This window comes from Streptomyces sp. ISL-87, assembly GCF_018614095.1.
Classification (GTDB): Bacteria; Actinomycetota; Actinomycetes; order Streptomycetales; family Streptomycetaceae; genus Streptomyces.
The window spans coordinates 17,562-33,632 of the sequence record NZ_JAGGOY010000088.1 but is presented as its reverse complement, the minus strand read 5'-3'; the positions used below and the strand labels follow the sequence as shown (position 1 = coordinate 33,632).

At 73.1% G+C, this 16,071-nt stretch carries 14 protein-coding genes and 1 pseudogene; 12 read left to right on the top strand and 3 right to left on the bottom strand.

Translation table 11 applies throughout. The features are described 5' to 3' along the window. Positions 1-29: 29 nt before the first annotated feature. The 6 genes and pseudogenes from J7I97_RS29625 to J7I97_RS29600 form a co-directional block, all read left to right on the top strand. Positions 30-1,394: an NYN domain-containing protein gene (locus tag J7I97_RS29625; RefSeq protein WP_214940924.1), complete on the top strand. Its 1,365-nt coding sequence runs from the start codon at positions 30-32 to the stop codon at positions 1,392-1,394. A 254-nt stretch (positions 1,395-1,648) separates the two neighbouring features. Further along, positions 1,649-2,680 (top strand): C40 family peptidase, encoded by a 1,032-nt coding sequence (locus J7I97_RS29620; RefSeq protein WP_214940871.1) that lies wholly within the window; start codon positions 1,649-1,651, stop codon positions 2,678-2,680. Between the two features lie 315 nt (positions 2,681-2,995). Beyond that, positions 2,996-4,066 carry an NlpC/P60 family protein gene (locus J7I97_RS29615; protein ID WP_214940869.1) on the top strand — a complete coding sequence of 357 codons (1,071 nt, stop codon included), beginning with the start codon at positions 2,996-2,998 and terminating at the stop codon, positions 4,064-4,066. 57 nt (positions 4,067-4,123) lie between these two features. Next, positions 4,124-5,272, top strand: a complete 1,149-nt coding sequence (locus J7I97_RS29610; RefSeq protein ID WP_214940865.1) for a hypothetical protein — start codon at positions 4,124-4,126, stop codon at positions 5,270-5,272. Positions 5,273-5,296: 24 nt separating this feature from the next. After that, on the top strand, positions 5,297-6,439 hold the full coding sequence (locus J7I97_RS29605; protein WP_214940862.1) for a glycosyltransferase family 4 protein: 1,143 nt from the start codon (positions 5,297-5,299) through the stop codon (positions 6,437-6,439). A 60-nt stretch (positions 6,440-6,499) separates the two neighbouring features. After that, a pseudogene (locus J7I97_RS29600) lies at positions 6,500-7,033 on the top strand (GMC oxidoreductase); the annotation flags it as partial. Between the two features lie 30 nt (positions 7,034-7,063). Here J7I97_RS29600 and J7I97_RS29595 read toward each other — a convergent pair. Beyond that, positions 7,064-8,860: a long-chain fatty acid--CoA ligase gene (locus J7I97_RS29595; RefSeq protein WP_214940861.1), complete on the bottom strand. Its 1,797-nt coding sequence runs from the start codon at positions 8,858-8,860 to the stop codon at positions 7,064-7,066. 230 nt (positions 8,861-9,090) lie between these two features. On the opposite strand from J7I97_RS29595, the gene J7I97_RS29590 reads away from it, so the two are divergent. The 6 genes from J7I97_RS29590 to J7I97_RS29565 all read left to right on the top strand — a co-directional run bounded on the left by J7I97_RS29590 (position 9,091) and on the right by J7I97_RS29565 (position 14,480). Continuing rightward, the gene (locus J7I97_RS29590; RefSeq protein WP_214940859.1) at positions 9,091-9,882 is read left to right on the top strand and encodes a metallophosphoesterase; all 792 of its coding nucleotides are present in this window, start codon (positions 9,091-9,093) and stop codon (positions 9,880-9,882) included. Between the two features lie 194 nt (positions 9,883-10,076). Beyond that, positions 10,077-10,517 carry an SRPBCC family protein gene (locus J7I97_RS29585; protein WP_214940857.1) on the top strand — a complete coding sequence of 147 codons (441 nt, stop codon included), beginning with the start codon at positions 10,077-10,079 and terminating at the stop codon, positions 10,515-10,517. A gap of 294 nt (positions 10,518-10,811) precedes the next feature. Continuing rightward, positions 10,812-12,032 (top strand): ArsA family ATPase, encoded by a 1,221-nt coding sequence (locus J7I97_RS29580; protein ID WP_214940855.1) that lies wholly within the window; start codon positions 10,812-10,814, stop codon positions 12,030-12,032. Positions 12,033-12,131: 99 nt separating this feature from the next. Then, the gene (locus J7I97_RS29575; RefSeq protein WP_214940853.1) at positions 12,132-12,608 is read left to right on the top strand and encodes a DUF5304 domain-containing protein; all 477 of its coding nucleotides are present in this window, start codon (positions 12,132-12,134) and stop codon (positions 12,606-12,608) included. Positions 12,609-12,669: 61 nt separating this feature from the next. Then, complete coding sequence (locus J7I97_RS29570; RefSeq protein WP_214940851.1) at positions 12,670-13,611, top strand: ROK family glucokinase; 942 nt, start codon at positions 12,670-12,672, stop codon at positions 13,609-13,611. A 71-nt stretch (positions 13,612-13,682) separates the two neighbouring features. Next, positions 13,683-14,480 (top strand): endonuclease/exonuclease/phosphatase family protein, encoded by a 798-nt coding sequence (locus J7I97_RS29565; protein ID WP_214940848.1) that lies wholly within the window; start codon positions 13,683-13,685, stop codon positions 14,478-14,480. 91 nt (positions 14,481-14,571) lie between these two features. Here the strand turns inward: J7I97_RS29565 and J7I97_RS29560 are convergent, their stop codons facing one another. Together J7I97_RS29560 and J7I97_RS29555 are read right to left on the bottom strand one after the other, a co-directional pair. Then, positions 14,572-15,153, bottom strand: a complete 582-nt coding sequence (locus J7I97_RS29560) for a hypothetical protein (protein WP_214940846.1) — start codon at positions 15,151-15,153, stop codon at positions 14,572-14,574. Beyond that, a complete protein-coding gene (locus J7I97_RS29555; protein ID WP_214940844.1) occupies positions 15,146-15,925 on the bottom strand; it encodes a carboxylesterase in 780 nt (259 codons plus the stop codon). Before J7I97_RS29555 ends, J7I97_RS29560 begins: the two co-directional genes overlap by 8 nt. Between the last annotated feature and the right edge of the window lie 146 nt (positions 15,926-16,071).

Below are 16,071 nucleotides of genomic sequence, written 5' to 3'. Positions count from 1 at the left end.
CCATTCGGAGATCACGGTAGGGGTGACGGATTGTGGAGCCAGCAAGCGGCGCTGAGCCGGCCGACGTGGCCGGCGACGCCGCCGAGGTGCTCGACCGCCCGCTGCCCGAAGGCGTGCGGCGCCGGGTCGTCGCGCTCGTCTCGGACGCCTTCGGCGGACTGACGGTCGCGGACCTCCCGGGGCAGCTGCGCCAGTACGCCCGGTTCACCCCGACCCGGCGCGCCAAGTTCGCGGGCAACGCCATGGCCTCGGCCGTGGAGAGTGACGCCGTCTTCCGGGGCCGGGTCGCCGAGAAGCTCCGCGAGGCGCAGGCAGAACTGGCCGCGGCGCTGGAATCCGGTGCCCCGCCCGCCGCCGCCGATCCGCTGGACGTGGCGGCCGCCGCGTACATCCTGCGGCCGGCCGGCTGGGTCAAGCTCGTGGCCGCGGCCGGCGAGGAGGCGCAGCGCGCCGACGCCGAACGGGTCGGCGAGGAGACCCGGCGCGAGCTGGACCGGCTCCGCGAGGAACTGGCCCACGTACGGGAACTCCAGCGCACCGGTGGCGAGCAGGTGCGGGGCGAGCTGGAGGCGGCGCGCAAGGAAGCGGAATCGCTTCAGCGCAAGCTGCGCAGCGCCCTCAGCGACGTGAAGAGGGGCGAGGCCGCCTTCCGCAAGCTCAACGCCGAGGTCGACGGGATCCGCGGCGAGGCGGCCGCGCAGGTGACCGCCGCCGAGAGCGAGAACCGGCGGCTCAAGTCCCGGCTGGCGGAGGTGGAGTCGGCGCTGGAGACCTCCCGCCGGGCCACCCGTGAGGGGCGCAGCATCGAGGACATGCGGCTCCGGCTGCTGCTGGACACCGTGCTGGACGCGGCCCAGGGGCTGCGCCGCGAGCTGGCGCTGCCGCCGGTCTCGACCCGCCCGGCGGACACGGTGGACGCGGTGGAGCCGGGCCGGATGACGCCGAAGGACATCGCGGCGCGGGCGCTGTCGGAGACCGATCCGGCGCTGCTGGACCAGCTGTTGGCGCTGCCTCAGGCGCATCTGGTGGTCGACGGCTACAACGTGACGAAGACCGGCTATCCGACGATGCCGCTGGAGAAGCAGCGGCTGCGGCTGCTGGGCGGGCTGTCGATGCTGGCCGCGCAGACGGGGGCGGAGATGACCTGTGTCTTCGACGGGGCGGAGCTGGCGGCCCCGGTGCTGCTCGCGCCGCCGCGCGGGGTGCGGGTGCTGTTCTCCAAGGCCGGGGTGACGGCGGACGAGCTGATCCGCCAGCTGGTGCGCGCCGAGCCGCCCGGCAGGCCCGTGGTCGTGGTCTCCACGGACCGCGAGGTGGCCGACGGGGTGGCCAAGGCCGGGGCCCGGCCCGTGACGTCCGCTTTGCTACTGAAGCGGCTTTCGCGCGTTTCGTAACTACCAGGCCGAATGCCGGAATTGGGCATGGCCGCAGGGAACGTACCGTCAAGTGCTCGGCACAGAGCGTGCGCTGTAGGTAAAGAAGCTGGTAGGGCAAGCGGTTTTTTTCCGCCAGGATTTGAACTGATCACAGGAGGGTCACTAGGGTCTGCTCAAACCTTCGTGCGGTAGGTCACTCATTCGGGGTGACGGGCGGGGGTGCTGCCGAGTGTGCGCTCTTCGGCGGCTCTAGGAAGAAGGAGCTCGCCTTCGTGGCGTCCCACCGTCGACCCAAGCAGCCGAACCGTGCTCGTGTGACCGTGCTCACCGCCACCGCGGCCGCAGCCGTCGTCCTCTCCGCCCACGGCGCCTCCGCCGCTCCGGCGAAGCCGAGCAAGGACGAGGTCAAGACCAAGGTCGACGCTCTCTACGAAGAGGCGGAGCAGGCCACCGAGAAGTTCAACGGGGCCAAGGAACGCCAGGAGAAGCTCGAAAAGGAGATCGGGCAGCTCCAGGACCAGGTCGCCCGCGGCCAGGACGAGCTCAACGAGCTGCGCAACGCGCTCGGTTCGATGGCCAGCGCCCAGTACCGCAACGGCGGCGTCGACCAGTCCCTCGCCCTCTTCCTCTCCGCCGACCCGGACGACTACCTCGACAAGGCCTCCACGCTGGAGCAGTTGAGCGGCAAGCAGGTCGAAGCGGTTTCCAAGATCCAGGCCAAGCAGCGCAGCCTCGCGCAGCAGCGCCAGGAGGCCTCCGGCAAGCTCGCCGACCTCGACGCCACCCGCAAGGAGCTCGGCGAGAAGAAGAAGGCCTCGCAGGAGAAGCTCGCCGAGGCCCAGGCCCTCCTCAACTCCCTGACGGCGCAGGAGCGCGCGCAGATCAAGGACGAGGACAGCCGCGCCAGCCGCAGCGAGACCGACCGCGCCGACCTCGGCAACGTCAAGCCCTCCGGCCGCGCCGGCGCCGCCCTCGAGGCCGCCAAGACCAAGCTCGGCATGGCCTACGTGTCCGGTGCCACGGGTCCGAGCGCCTTCGACTGCTCGGGGCTGACCCAGTGGGCCTACAAGCAGGCCGGCGTCAGCATCACGCGCACCACGTACACCCAGGCCAACGACGGCACGCGGATCGGCAAGAGCCAGCTCCAGCCGGGCGACCTGGTGCTGTTCTACAGCGACCTCCACCACGTCGGCCTGTACGCGGGCAACGGCATGGTGCTGCACGCCTCCAACCCGCGCGGCGGCGTCAAGTACGAGTCGATCAACAACATGCCGTTCCAGTTCGGCGTCCGCGTCGGAAGCTAGGGCCGCCCCGAGGCGCCCCTGGCGCCGCGAAGTTGAGGGACGCCTCTGGCGCCGCCGAGGACGGGATGCCCCTGGCGCCGCGGAGTTGACGGGACTCGCCGTACACCGCCCATCCGGGGGAATTCCGAGCCCCCGCTGTGACCGCACGCCCCGCCGGTGACCTGCGTCTCCGGCGGGGCGTCGCTGTGTGCGCCCTCCGGCGGTCGTTGGCCGGTGCCCGCCGCCGCGGTTACTGTCTGCCAGCGCGGAACCCGGCACACGGCCGTCCACGGGGGGCGGACCCGGGCCCCGCGCAGCGGAAGGGAGCGGTTTCACGTGGCGTCCCATCGCCGGCCCGGCCCCACCGGGCTCACCGGCCTCACGGGCTTCGCCGGCCTCGACCGGAACACGAAGGTCACCGTCCTCACCGCAGCCGCGGCCACCGCCGCGGTCGCCATGACCGGCGCACCCGCGACCGCGGCCCCCGGGCTGCCGCACGATCCCCCGGCCGGTACCCGGGCCCAGGTCGACCGGCTCTTCGAGGAGGCCGAGCAGGCCACCGAGCGCTTCAACGAGGCGGACGACCGGGCCGGGAAGCTCCGCGGCGAGGTCGACCGGGCCCAGGACGCGGTGGCCCGCGGCCAGGACCGGATCAACACCATGCGGGGCGTCCTCGGCACCTTCGCCGGGGCCCAGTACCGGTCCGGCGGAATCGACCCCTCCGTCGAGCTGATGCTGTCCGAGGACCCGGACGACTACCTCGAGAAGGCCGCCGCGCTGGACCGGCTGACCGGCAGTCAGGCCCGGCAGCTCGACGACCTGCGCGAGGAGCAGCGCCGGCTCGGCCAGCAGCGCCACGAGGCCTCCCGCAAACTCGCCGAACTCGACGCCCTCCGCTCCGACGTGGCCCGGCACAAGAGGTCCGTCACGGCCAAGCTCGCCCTCGCCCGCCGGCTGCTCAACACGATGTCCTCGCAGGAGCGCGCCGACTTCGAGCGTGCCTCGCGCTCCGGCGGGCGGCCCGAGGGGCTGCCCGACCTGCCCTCCCTCGGCCCCTCCTCGGGGCGCGCCGCGGCCGCGGTGATGGCCGCCCGGGCCGCCGTCGGGCGCCCCTACGTGTGGGGCTCCACCGGCCCCTCCGGCTTCGACTGCTCCGGGCTGATGGTGTGGTCGTACCGTCAGGCGGGCGTCTCCCTGCCGCGCACCTCGCAGGCCCAGCGGCACGCGGGCCGGCAGGTTCCGCTCTCGCAGGCGCAGCCGGGGGACCTGGTGACGTACCGCTCGGACGCCAGCCATGTCGGCATGTACGTCGGCAACGGCCAGGTGGTGCACGCCCCGTACCCGGGGGCGCGGGTGCGGTACGACCCGGTCGGGATGATGCCGGTGTCGTCGGTGACCCGCCCCTGAGATGCCCCTGAGATGCCGCTGAGATGCCGCTGAGCCGGTGGTGCGTACGATCGGCTGATGTCCCCGGGTCGCCGTGCCGTTCTCCGCACACTGCTTCTGCCGCTGCTCCTGATGTGCCTCCTGCCGGCCACCGGGTGCGCGGCGCGGCCGGCCGATACCGCCCGACAGGACATCCGGCGGGCGGTGGCCGAGTGGTCCGCCGCGCCGCCCGGGCGGCTCGCCGGGATCCCGCTGGAGGGCTGGGCCTACGAGGTCACCTCGGTCCGGCGGGACGGCGTACGGGCGGCCTCCGCCCGGGCGGAGCTGCGCTACCGGCTCGCCGGCTACGACACCGCCGCGGCGGTGTCGGCGCGCGAGGTGGAGCTGACGCGGGACGGCGAGGGTGCCGGCGGGGCCTGGCGGGTCACCGGGGACCGGCCCGCGCCGGGTGCGCCGCCGCAGCTGTGGGACCAGGGCCCGGTGGCGGTGGTCCGGGGGGAGCGCTCTCTGGTGCTGGGCGTCGGGCAGAGCCCCGGGACCCTGTCCCGGATCGCGGCCGAGGCCGACCGGGCGGTGCCCGCGGTGAACGCGGCCTGGCCGCGGCCGTGGGCGCGGCGGGCGGTCGTGCTGGTCCCCGGCACGCTGGACGCCATGGCAGCGCTGCTCGGCCGGCCGGCCTCCGCGTACCGGGGCATGGCCGCCGTCACGACCGGCACGGCCGGGGCCGGGCCCGCGCCGGCCGACCGGGTGGTGATCAACCCGGAGGGGTACCGGGAGCTGGGGGAGGACGGCCGGCGGATCATCCTGACCCACGAGATCACCCACGTCGCGACCCGGTCCGCCACCTCCGCGACGACCCCGCTGTGGCTGTCGGAGGGCTTCGCCGACTGGGCGGCGTACCGGGGCACCGGGCGTACGGCGGCGGAGGCCGCGCCGGAGCTGGCGCGGGCGGTGCGGCAGGGCGACCTCCCGGGCGCGCTCCCCGCCGACGGGGACTTCGCCTTCGGCGGTGATCCGCCGGCGCTGGCGCGGGCGTACGAGGGCGCCTGGCTGGCCTGCCGGCTGATCGCGGACAAGTGGGGGGACTCGGCGCTGGTCCTGCTGTACGAGAAGGCCGGGCGGGAGCCGTTGCAGGCGGCGCTGGACGAGGCGGTGGGGGTGGACGTCGCCGGGCTGACGAAGGCCTGGCAGGAGGCCCTGCGGAGGGAGCTGCGGCAGGCTCCGTGAGGCCGTCCGGTACTTTGGCAGGCGATGCACAAGACGCTGATCGTGACCAATGACTTCCCCCCGCGCCCGGGGGGCATCCAGGCCTTCCTGCACAACATGGCCCTGCGCCTGGACCCCGACCGGGTCGTCGTCTACGCCTCCACGTGGAAGAACAGCGAGGAGGGTCGCGAAGCCACCGCGGCCTTCGACGCCGAGCAGCCGTTCCAGGTGGTGCGCGACCGTACGACGATGCTGCTGCCGACGCCGAGGGTGACGCGGCGGGCGGTGGGGCTGCTGCGCGAACACGGATGCGAGTCGGTGTGGTTCGGGGCGGCGGCCCCGCTGGGGCTGATGGGCCCGGCGCTGCGGAAGGCGGGGGCGCGGCGGCTGGTCGCCACCACCCACGGGCACGAGGCGGGCTGGGCCCAGCTGCCTGCTGCGCGGCAGTTGCTGCGCCGGATCGGCGAGGGCACGGACACGCTGACGTACCTGGGCGAGTACACCCGCTCTCGGATCGCCTCGGCGGTGACGGAGCGGGCGGCGGCGCGGATGGTGCAGCTCCCGCCGGGGGTGGACGAGAAGACCTTCCACCCGGAGTCGGGCGGTGCGGAGGTCCGCGCGGGCCTCGGGCTCTCGGACCGGCCGGTGGTCGTGTGCGTCTCCCGGCTGGTGCCCCGCAAGGGCCAGGACACGCTGATCCAGGCCATGCCGCGGATCCTGGCGACGGTGCCGGACGCGGTGCTGCTGATCGTCGGTGGCGGGCCGTACGAGGCGGACCTGCGGGCGCTGGCGGTGTCCACGGGTGTGGCGGACTCCGTCGTCTTCACGGGGGCGGTCCCGTGGTCCGAACTTCCGGCGCACTACGGGGCGGGGGACGTCTTCGCGATGCCGTGCCGGACCCGGCGGGGCGGGCTGGACGTGGAGGGCCTCGGCATCGTCTACCTCGAAGCCTCAGCGACGGGCCTGCCGGTGGTCGCGGGGGACTCGGGCGGGGCGCCGGACGCGGTGCTGGACGGCGAGACGGGCTGGGTGGTCCGTGGCGGTGCCCCGGAGGCCGCGGCGGACCGCATCACCACCCTCCTGCTGGACCCGGAGCTCCGGCAGCGCATGGGCGAGCGGGGCCGGGCCTGGGTCGAGGAGAAGTGGCGCTGGGACCTCCTGGCGGACCGCCTGCGCGAGCTGCTGTAGCCGAGCCGAGGCTATTTTTTTTGGCCCCTCCGGCGTTTGAGGAGCGGGGTTCGGGGCGGCGCCAACCACCTCTGGGACACCGTCGGCGCCAACCAGGCCACCATGCCCGCCCTCGGCATCGACGACTGGGACAACGCCGCCAACCCGGTCTTCGCCGAGATCGCCCCGCTCCCCATGGGCTTCGAGCACTGGATCTCGATGTACCTGGCCATCACCAGGAACCCAGAGCGCGGGCACTTCACCTACGACGCCGCCAGCGACTCCGCACGGCTCCAGTGGCGCCGGGACCAGAACACCCCGTCCGTCCAGGCCGCCAAGTGTCTCTTCGGCCGCGTCAACCGGGCCAACTTCACGATCTACCGGTACGACCTCTTCGGCGACAACAAGGCCTTCGCCGACAACTTCACGTACCACCCGCTCGGCGGCTGCGTACTCGGCGAGGCGACCGACGTGTACGGCCGCGCCAAGGGGTACCAGGGGCTGTACGTGGTCGACAGCTCCCTGATCCCCGGCTCGCTCGGCGTGAACCCGTTCGTGACGATCACGGCCCTCGCCGAGCGGAACATGTCCCGGATCCTCACCGATCCGCGCTGATCCTCACCGATCTTCGCTGATCCTGGCTGATCAGCCCCGGTACAGCGCCTCGATCTCGTCCGCGAAGTCCTTGGCCACCACATTCCGCTTCAGCTTCAGCGACGGCGTGATGTGACCCGACTCCTCCGTGAACTGGGAGGCGAGAATGCGGAATTTCCGCACCGATTCCGCCTTGGAAACCGCCGCGTTGCCGTCGTCCACGGCCTTCTGGACGGCGGCGATGAGGTCCGCGTCCTCGCGCAGCTCCGCCGCGGTCACCCCGGCCGGCTTGCCGTTCTCCGCGGCCCAGCGGCCGAGGAACTCCTCGTCGATGGTGACCAGCGCGGCCACGAACGGCCTCGCGTCGCCGACCACCATGCACTCCGCGACCAGCGCGTGCGCCCGGATCCGGTCCTCGATCACCGCGGGCGCCACGTTCTTGCCGCCCGCCGTGACGATGAGCTCCTTCTTGCGCCCGGTGATCGCGAGGTAGCCGTCCTCGTCGAGGGTGCCGACGTCACCGGTGTGGAACCAGCCGTCGGTCAGCGCCTCGGCGGTCGCCGTCTCGTTGTTCCAGTACCCCTGGAAGATGTGCTCGCCGTGCAGCAGCACCTCGCCGTCGTCCGCGATCCGCACCACGGAGCCGGGCAGCGGCTGGCCGACCGTACCGATCTTCGTACGGTCCCAGGGATTGAAGGCGGTGGCCGCGCAGGACTCCGTCAGGCCGTAGCCCTCCAGCACCGTGAAGCCGATGCCGCGGAAGAAGTGGCCGAGCCGCTCGCCCAGCGGAGCGCCGCCGGAGATCGCGTACTCGCCGCGCCCGCCGAGGACCGTGTGGAGCTTGCTGTAGACCAGCTTCGAGAAGATCTTGTGCTTGAGCTTCAGCCCGAAGGACGGACCGCCCGGGGCGTCCAGCGCGCGGCTGTACGCGATCGCCGTCTCGGCCGCCGCGTCGAAGATCTTGCCCTTGCCGTCGGCCTGGGCCTTGGCGCGCGCCGAGTTGTAGACCTTCTCGAAGACGCGCGGCACACCGAGGATCAGCGTCGGCTTGAAGGACGCCAGCTCGTCGGTCAGGTTCTTGATGTCCGGTACGCAGCCCAGGCGGATCGGCGCCAGCACGGACGCCACCTCCACCAGGCGCCCGAACACGTGCGCCGCCGGGAGGAAGAGCAGCACGGAGCACTCGCCCGTGCGGAAGAGCGGGCTGAGCCGCTCCACGACATTGCCGCACTCGGCGAAGAAGTTGCGGTGGGTCAGCACACAGCCCTTGGGGCGGCCGGTGGTGCCCGAGGTGTAGACGATGGTGGCCGGGTCGTCCGCGTTGGCCAGGCTGCTGCGCTCGTCGACCTCGGCGTCGGTGACGTCCGCGCCGGCGGCGTTGAGCGCGGCCAGCGCGCCCTGCTCGATCTCCCAGACCTCACGCAGGTCCGGCAGACGGTCGCGCAGGCCGGCCACGGCCGCGCTGTGGGCGGGGCTCTCGACGATGACGGCCGTCGCGCCCGAGTCGCCCAGGATCCACTGGATCTGCTCGGGCGAGCTGGTCTCGTACACCGGGACGGTGATGGCGCCCGCGCTCCAGATCGCGAAGTCGATCAGCACCCACTCGTAGCGGGTGCGGGAGATCAGGGCGACCCGGTCGCCGGGCTGGATGCCGGCCGCTATCAGGCCCTTGGCCGCGGACCGGACCTCGGCGAGGAACTCGGTCGCCGTCACGTCCAGCCACCGGCCGTCGACCTTGCGGCCCATGACGGCGGTGTCTGGGTGCTGAGCGGCGTTGCGGCGGATGAGATCCGTCAGGTTCCCGTCCGACGGGACCTCGTACAGGGCCGGAAGGCTGAACTCGCGCAAGACTGCTGCTCCTCTGGGCGCCATCGCCACCATGTGGACCGACCGGACGTTACCCACCGGTAGTGGGTTCCGGATAGAGGGAACCGGCCAGATGTTCCGTGCGTCACATGACGCGGGCGTGCCATGCCGACACTAGTCGACCTCGCTTGCGACTAGGAAGTAACCGCAGGTCCGGCCGCCTGTACGACCCCCACTACCCGCAGGTCCCAGGCGCCCCTAGGGTGGCGGGCATGGGTGGCAGGAAATCCGGCCCCGCCGGCACGCGGGTCCACGTCGTCAGTGACGTCCACGGCAACACCGAAGCGCTCGCGCGGGCCGGCGACGGCGCCGACGCGCTGATCTGCCTCGGTGACCTCATTCTCTTCCTCGACTACGCCGACCACTCGCGCGGGATCTTCCCCGACCTGTTCGGCGTCGAGAACGCCGACCGGATCGTGGAGCTGCGGACGGCGCGGCGGTACGCGGAGGCCCGGGACTTCGGGCGGGAGCTGTGGGCCGGGCTGGACCGGGAACAGCTGATCGAGGGCGCGGTGCGCCGCCAGTACGCGGAGATGTTCGCGGCGCTGCCCAGCCCGACGTACGCCACCTACGGCAATGTCGACATCCCCGGGCTGTGGCGGGAGTACGCCTGCCCCGGTACGACCGTGCTCGACGGCGAGCGGGTGGAGATCGGCGGACGCGTCTTCGGCTTCGTCGGCGGCGGGCTCCCGTCCCCGATGCGCACGCCGTACGAGGTGGACGTGGAGGAGTACGCGGCCAAGGTGGAGGCGCTCGGGGAGGTCGACGTGCTGTGCTCGCACATCCCGCCCGAGGTGCCGGAGCTCTGCTACGACACGGTCGCGCGGCGGTTCGAGCGGGGGAGCGAGGCCCTGCTGGCGGCGATCAAGCGGACCCGGCCGCGGTACGCGCTGTTCGGGCACGTGCACCAGCCGATGGCGCGGCGGATGCGGATCGGGGGGACGGAGTGCGTGAACGTCGGCCACTTCGCGGCGACGGGCCGGCCGTGGGTGCTGGAGTGGTGAGCCCTGCCTTGCCCTCCCCGGCTCTGCTTGCCTCTCTGGTTCTGCCTGCCCTGCCCTGCCCTGCCCTGCCCGGCCCGGCCTCCGGCTGCGGGGTCCGCTGCGGTGGCGGGGTCCACACGCGCGGTAGCCTTCACGCGGCGGCGGCCGGAGGTCGTCCGCACACTTCTCGAACACTCCCCGGAGGAGCGACCGCGATGGCGGAACACACCAGCTCGAGCATCACGATCGAGGCGGCGCCGGCCGACGTCATGGCCGTGATCGCCGACTTCGCCCGCTACCCCGAGTGGACGGGCGAGGTGAAGGAGGCCGAGGTCCTGGCCACCGACGCCGAGGGCCGCGCCTCGATGGTCCGGCTGCTGCTGGACGCGGGCGCGATCAAGGACGACCACACCCTGGCCTACACCTGGACGGGCGCGAACGAGGTCAGCTGGACCCTGGACAAGTCGCAGATGCTGCGCCAGCTGGACGGCTCGTACCGGCTGGCCCCGGTGGACGACGGCAAGCGCACGGAGGTCACGTACCAGCTGACGGTGGACGTCAAGATCCCGATGCTGGGCATGATCAAGCGCAAGGCGGAGAAGGTCATCATCGACCGGGCCCTGGCGGGCCTGAAGAAGCGCGTCGAGTCCACCTGACCGGTCGCCTCCGGCGGTCGAACGGGTCCGGGGCAAGGTGCGGCGCCGCTGCCGGGGGCCAGCCCCCGGACCCTCCCCCAGACTCCGTCCGGGGGGACCCCCAGCGCCTCAAACGCCGGCGAGGCTGAAAATAGCCCCGCCGGCGTTTGAGGCGCGGGTCCGGGCGGAGCCCGGGTGGGGGTCCCCCCGGACGGAGTCTGGGGGAGGAGAAGGGGCGGGGCGGGGAGAGGCTCCGCGCAGCGGCACATTTTCGAGGCGGCAGGGCCCGATACACCGATCCGGAGCAGGCACACCATGCACATGCAGCTGATCACCGGCCCCGGCGGAGCCGGGCGGACCACCGTCGCCGCGGCGACCGCCACCGCCGCCGCGCGGACGGGCCGACGCGTGCTCCTGCTGTCCGGCGACCCGGGCAACCCCGGGGATCCGATGGCCGGGCCGGCCGCGCCGGCTGGGCCGGTGACGGGACAGACCGTCGAAGCCGCCCCCGGGCTGTACGCCCAACCCGTCGGCGGGGTTCTCGTGGCCCGCGTCGACTCCGGCGAGGAGTTCCGCGCAGAGCTGGTCGCCCTCCAGGAGCGCGGCGCCACCTTGCTCGGGATGCTCGGCGGCCGGCCACTGGGCGCCGAGGAGCTCACCGAACTGCCCGGTGCCGAAGAGTTCGCGCTGCTCCGCGCCCTTCGCCGGGCCGCCACCGCGCCCGGGATCGACCTCGTCGTCGTGGACATGCCCCCGCTGCACCGGACCGTGGCCACCCTCGCCCTCCCCGCCCAGCTGCGCCGCTACCTGGCCCGGCTGCTCCCCGCGGAGCGCCAGGCCGCCCGCGCCCTGCGTCCCGTACTCGCCCAGCTGGCCGGCGTACCCATGCCCGCGCAGTGGCTGTACGAGACCGCCGCGCGGTGGGACGAGGAGCTGGCCGCCGTCCAGGCCGTGGTCGAGGCCGACACCACCGAGCTGCGCCTGGTCGCCGAGCCGGGACCCGCCTCCGACGCCGCCCTGCGGACCGGCCGGCTCGGGCTCGCCCTGCACCAGCTGCGCGTCGCCGACCTCGTGTGCAACCGGCTCCTGCCCCAGGACTCCGCCGACCCGTGGCTCGCCGGGCTCGCCGCCCAGCAGGAGAAGTACGCCGCCCAGTGGGCCGACGGGCTGCCCGTGGTCCCGCTCCGGCATCTCGGGCGGGATCCGCAGGGGCCCGAGGACCTGGCCCTGCTGGCCGCGGCCGACGGGCTCGCCCCGACCGCGCCCGGGACCACCCGGACCGCGTGGGCCGTCGAGGACCGGCTCGCCGAGGACGGGGTACTCGTATGGGCGGTTCCGCTGCCCCGGGCGGACAAGCGCGACCTCGACCTGATCCGGCGCGGCGACGAGCTGCTGCTCACCGTGGGCCCGTATCGCAGGATCGTTCCGCTGCCCGCCGCGCTTCGCCGCTGCACGGTCTCCGGCGCCGCCCTGGCCGACGACGTCCTCCGCATCCGCTTCACCCCCGACCCGGGACTGTGGCCCCGCGCGCGCTGAGGTCCGTACCGCCATTCGGGTACCGTCGAAGGTAGCCCGTACAACCAGCACGACCAGCCCGAAACCGCACGCCCCGCAGCTGCCGCAGGAGAGTCCGCCATGAGCGAGGCCACCGACCGCCCCAACGACGATGACGCCTGGGCCAAGGCCTGCGCCGAGGACCTCGCCGCCGAGCAGGCCCGCCACCGCGCGGAGCAGGGCGTGGGCGGCGGGGCCACCGGGACCGCCGCCGAGGAGCTGTTCAAGCTCTTCGAGGCCGTCGCCGACAAGGTCTCCGCGCTGAACAACCCGCTGCTGGGCGAGGCCGCCCAGGGCGCCGTACGGCAGTTCGTCAACCAGGCGAAGACCGCCGCCAAGCCCGTGATAGAGCGCAACCCCGAGGTCTTCGACCACCTCGCGGCCGCCGGCTCCGAGCTGCTCGCCGCCTACCGCTCGGCCGTCGAGGGACACGAGCGCCGCTGGACCCGCGACGAGCCGCCGGCGCCCCGCCAGGCCCCCCGCGAGGAGAACGACCCCCGCGACCCGCGCGACGACGGACCCGGCACGGGCCCGAACGAGCGGATCGATCTCGACTGATGGGCTGCCGCCCTCGGGTACCGTTGGCCGTGGCGGGGTTTGACCGGAAACCGAGGGACTAATGGGACTCACCATCGGCGTCGACATCGGCGGCACGAAGATCGCGGCCGGCGTGGTCGACGAAGAGGGCACCATCCTTGAGACGTACAAGGTGCCCACCCCGCCGACCGCGGACGGCGTGACGGATGCGATCTGCGCCGCCGTGTCCGAAGTCAGCAGCAACCACACCATCGACGCCGTCGGCATCGGCGCCGCCGGATACGTGGACGACAAGCGCGCGACCGTACTCTTCGCGCCGAACATCAACTGGCGGCACGAGCCGCTGAAGGACAAGGTCGAGCAGCGCATCGGCCTGCCGGTCGTCGTCGAGAACGACGCGAACTGCGCGGCCTGGGGCGAATACCGCTTCGGCGCCGGCCAGGGCCACGAGGACGTCATCTGCATCACCCTCGGCACCGGCCTCGGCGGCGGCATCATCATCGGCAACAAGCTGCGGCGCGGGCGGTTCGGCGTGGCCGCCGAGTTCGGGCACATCCGGGTGGTCCCGGACGGCCTGCTGTGCGGGTGCGGCAGCCAGGGCTGCTGGGAGCAGTACGCCTCCGGGCGCGCGCTCGTCCGGTACGCGAAGCAGCGCGCCAAGGCCACCCCCGAGAACGCGACGGTCCTCCTCGCGCTCGGCGACGGCACCCCCGACGGCATCGAGGGCAAGCACATCAGCCAGGCGGCCCGGCAGGGCGACCTGGTGGCCATCGACGCCTTCCGCGAGCTGGCCCGCTGGGCCGGCGCGGGCCTGGCGGACCTGGCCTCGCTGTTCGACCCGTCGGCGTTCATCGTCGGCGGCGGGGTCTCGGACGAGGGCGACCTGGTCCTCGACCCCATCCGCAAGTCCTTCAAGCGCTGGCTGGTCGGCGGCGCGTGGCGTCCGCACGCGCAGGTGCTCGCCGCGCAGCTCGGCGGCAAGGCCGGCCTGGTCGGCGCGGCGGACCTGGCGCGCCAGGGCTGAGCCTCCCGTTGTCCTCCGACCGCCCGCCGCGCCCCCTGGGGGCGCGGCGGGCGGCTGCGTATCTTGCCGCCATGGACCTGAAACAGCCCCAGCCCCAGTCAGAGCCGTTGCCACTGCCGCTGCTGCCCCCGCTGCCGAAGTCCCGTACGGAGCCGGACGGTTCCGCCGTGGTCCGGGTGCTCAGCTACAACATCCGCTCGCTGCGCGACGACGAGGACGCGCTGGTCCGGGTGATCCGGGCGTGCGAGCCGGACCTGGTCTTCGTACAGGAGGCCCCGCGCTTCTTCCGCTGGCGCAAACATGCGGCGAGGCTGGCGGCGCGGTGTGACCTCGTGCTCCTGTCGGGCGGCGCGACCGCCGCGGGCCCGCTGCTGCTGTGCTCCCTACGGGCCTTCGTGGAACGCACCGAAGACGTCCTCCTGCCGTTGACGCCCGGGCTGCACCGGCGGGGCTTCGCCACGGCGGTGGTACGTCTGGGGGCAGCGCGAGTGGCTGTCATGAGCGCGCACCTCTCCCTGGACGCGGGGGAGCGGTTCGCCCAGGCGGGCCTGCTGCTGGACCGGCTCTCGGGCATGGACACCCCGTACGCGATCGCCGCGGGCGACTTCAACGAGACCCCGGACGGGCCGGCCTTCCGCCTGCTGGCCGGACGGCTCCAGGACTGCCGGACGGTGTCCCCCTGGGGCGGGGAGCACACCTTCGTACGGTCCGGCACACCGCGCCGGATCGACGCGGTGTTCGCCTCGGCGGGTGTCGAGGTCCTGGCCTGCGGTGTCCCCGCGGGCCTGCCGGGTGTCGCGGACGCCGACCTCCACGCCGCGACGGACCACCTCCCGGTCCTGGCCGCCCTCCGGCTACCAGCCCTGTAGCACCGGCGGGCCGCCGGGCAGGGCCCCCTGACTGGCCCCCGCGCCGAGCCGAACGCGCGGCGCGGGAAGAAGGTCAGACGCGGGAAGAAGGTCAGACGACCGCGCCGCGGCCCGGGTCGTCGTCATCGTCGTCGTCGCCCTGCGACATCCGGGCCACCAGCGTGGCAAACCCGCCCAGGAAGCCACCGATGCCCAGCGTGGTGAGCCACCACGTCATCTCCCACTGGAGCAGCACCGCCAGCAGAAGCAGCACCGGGCCGCCCACCACCGCCAGCCACGCGAACTTGGACGTGGTGTCCGCCGGCGGAAGGTCCGGCTCCGGGGGGATGAAGTGGCCCTCGTCCGCCGGGGTCGCGTCGTCGTCCTTCGGCTCCGCCAGGGAGTGGTCCCTCGGGCCGGAGCCGGCACCGGGGCCGGTCACGCCCACCCCCGGGGCGAAGATCACCGAGCTGCCCAGCGCGGGCTCCGGCGGAGTGTCCTTCTCCGGCGGCTTGGCCGCGTCGGGCTCCGGCTGGACGTCCTCCTCCGGCAGCATCAAATTCTTGATCGGCTTGAACGGTCTCGCGCCCGGCGGGTCCGGCGGTTCCTGCCCGTACCCGGCGACGATCGCCGCCCACGCCGCCTCCTCGTCCAGCGGGGGAACGCCCCCTGACGACTCCTCGTGCTCAGCCACCGCTGGCCGCCCCCTCCCTGCCGACGCTCTCCGCGAGCCGCCCGACGAACGCAAAACTGTCCGCGAAGATCCGCTCCGCGTCATGGTCCAACGTCGCGACGTGGTAGCTCTGTTCCAGCAGGGTCTCGGTGACATCCGTGGACGACACCCGCGAGAGGATCCGCGCCGAGTCCGCCGGCGGTACGACATGGTCCTGCGGGCTGTGCAGCACCAGCAGCGGCTGCGTCACCTGCGGCAGCTCGGTGTCCAGCATCTGGAAGAACTTCCGCAGCGAGTGCGCGGCGCGGGTCGGCACCCGGTCGTACCCGACCTCGACCGACCCCGGCTTCGCGATGTCGCTGGCGATGCCCGGCGCGGTGCGGATGAAGTGCTTGGCCACCGGAAGGGCGAAGGCCAGCGGGTCGTGCACCTTGTTGGCCGGGTTGACCAGCACGATGCCGCTGATCGCGTCCCCGTGCTTGGCCGCCAGCCGCAGGGACAGCGCACCGCCCATCGACAGCCCGAAGACGAACACCTGCGTGCACCGCTCCAGCAGCTCGCGCAGCGCGCGGTCCACCTCCGCGTACCAGTCCTGCCAGCCCGTGAGCTGCATGTCCTGCCAGCGCGTCCCGTGCCCGGGCAGCAGCGGCAGCGACACCGTCAGCCCGCGCTCGGCCAGATACTCGGCCCAGGGGCGCAGCGACTGCGGGGAACCGGTGAAGCCGTGGCAGAGAAGCACGCCGACCTCTCCGCCCTCGTGGCGGAACGGCTCTGCTCCAGGGAGGACGGGCACCAGGGTCTCCTTCGGGGGGCGGGGGTACGTAGCGCTGTGTGACTTCACCGTACGCGACCGGGGTGACACCGACCAGGGTCGTCGGGCCTTCCAGGCGGACCCAGGGGATAAGGTCTGTTCGACAGACACAGGAAGGCTTTCGAGTT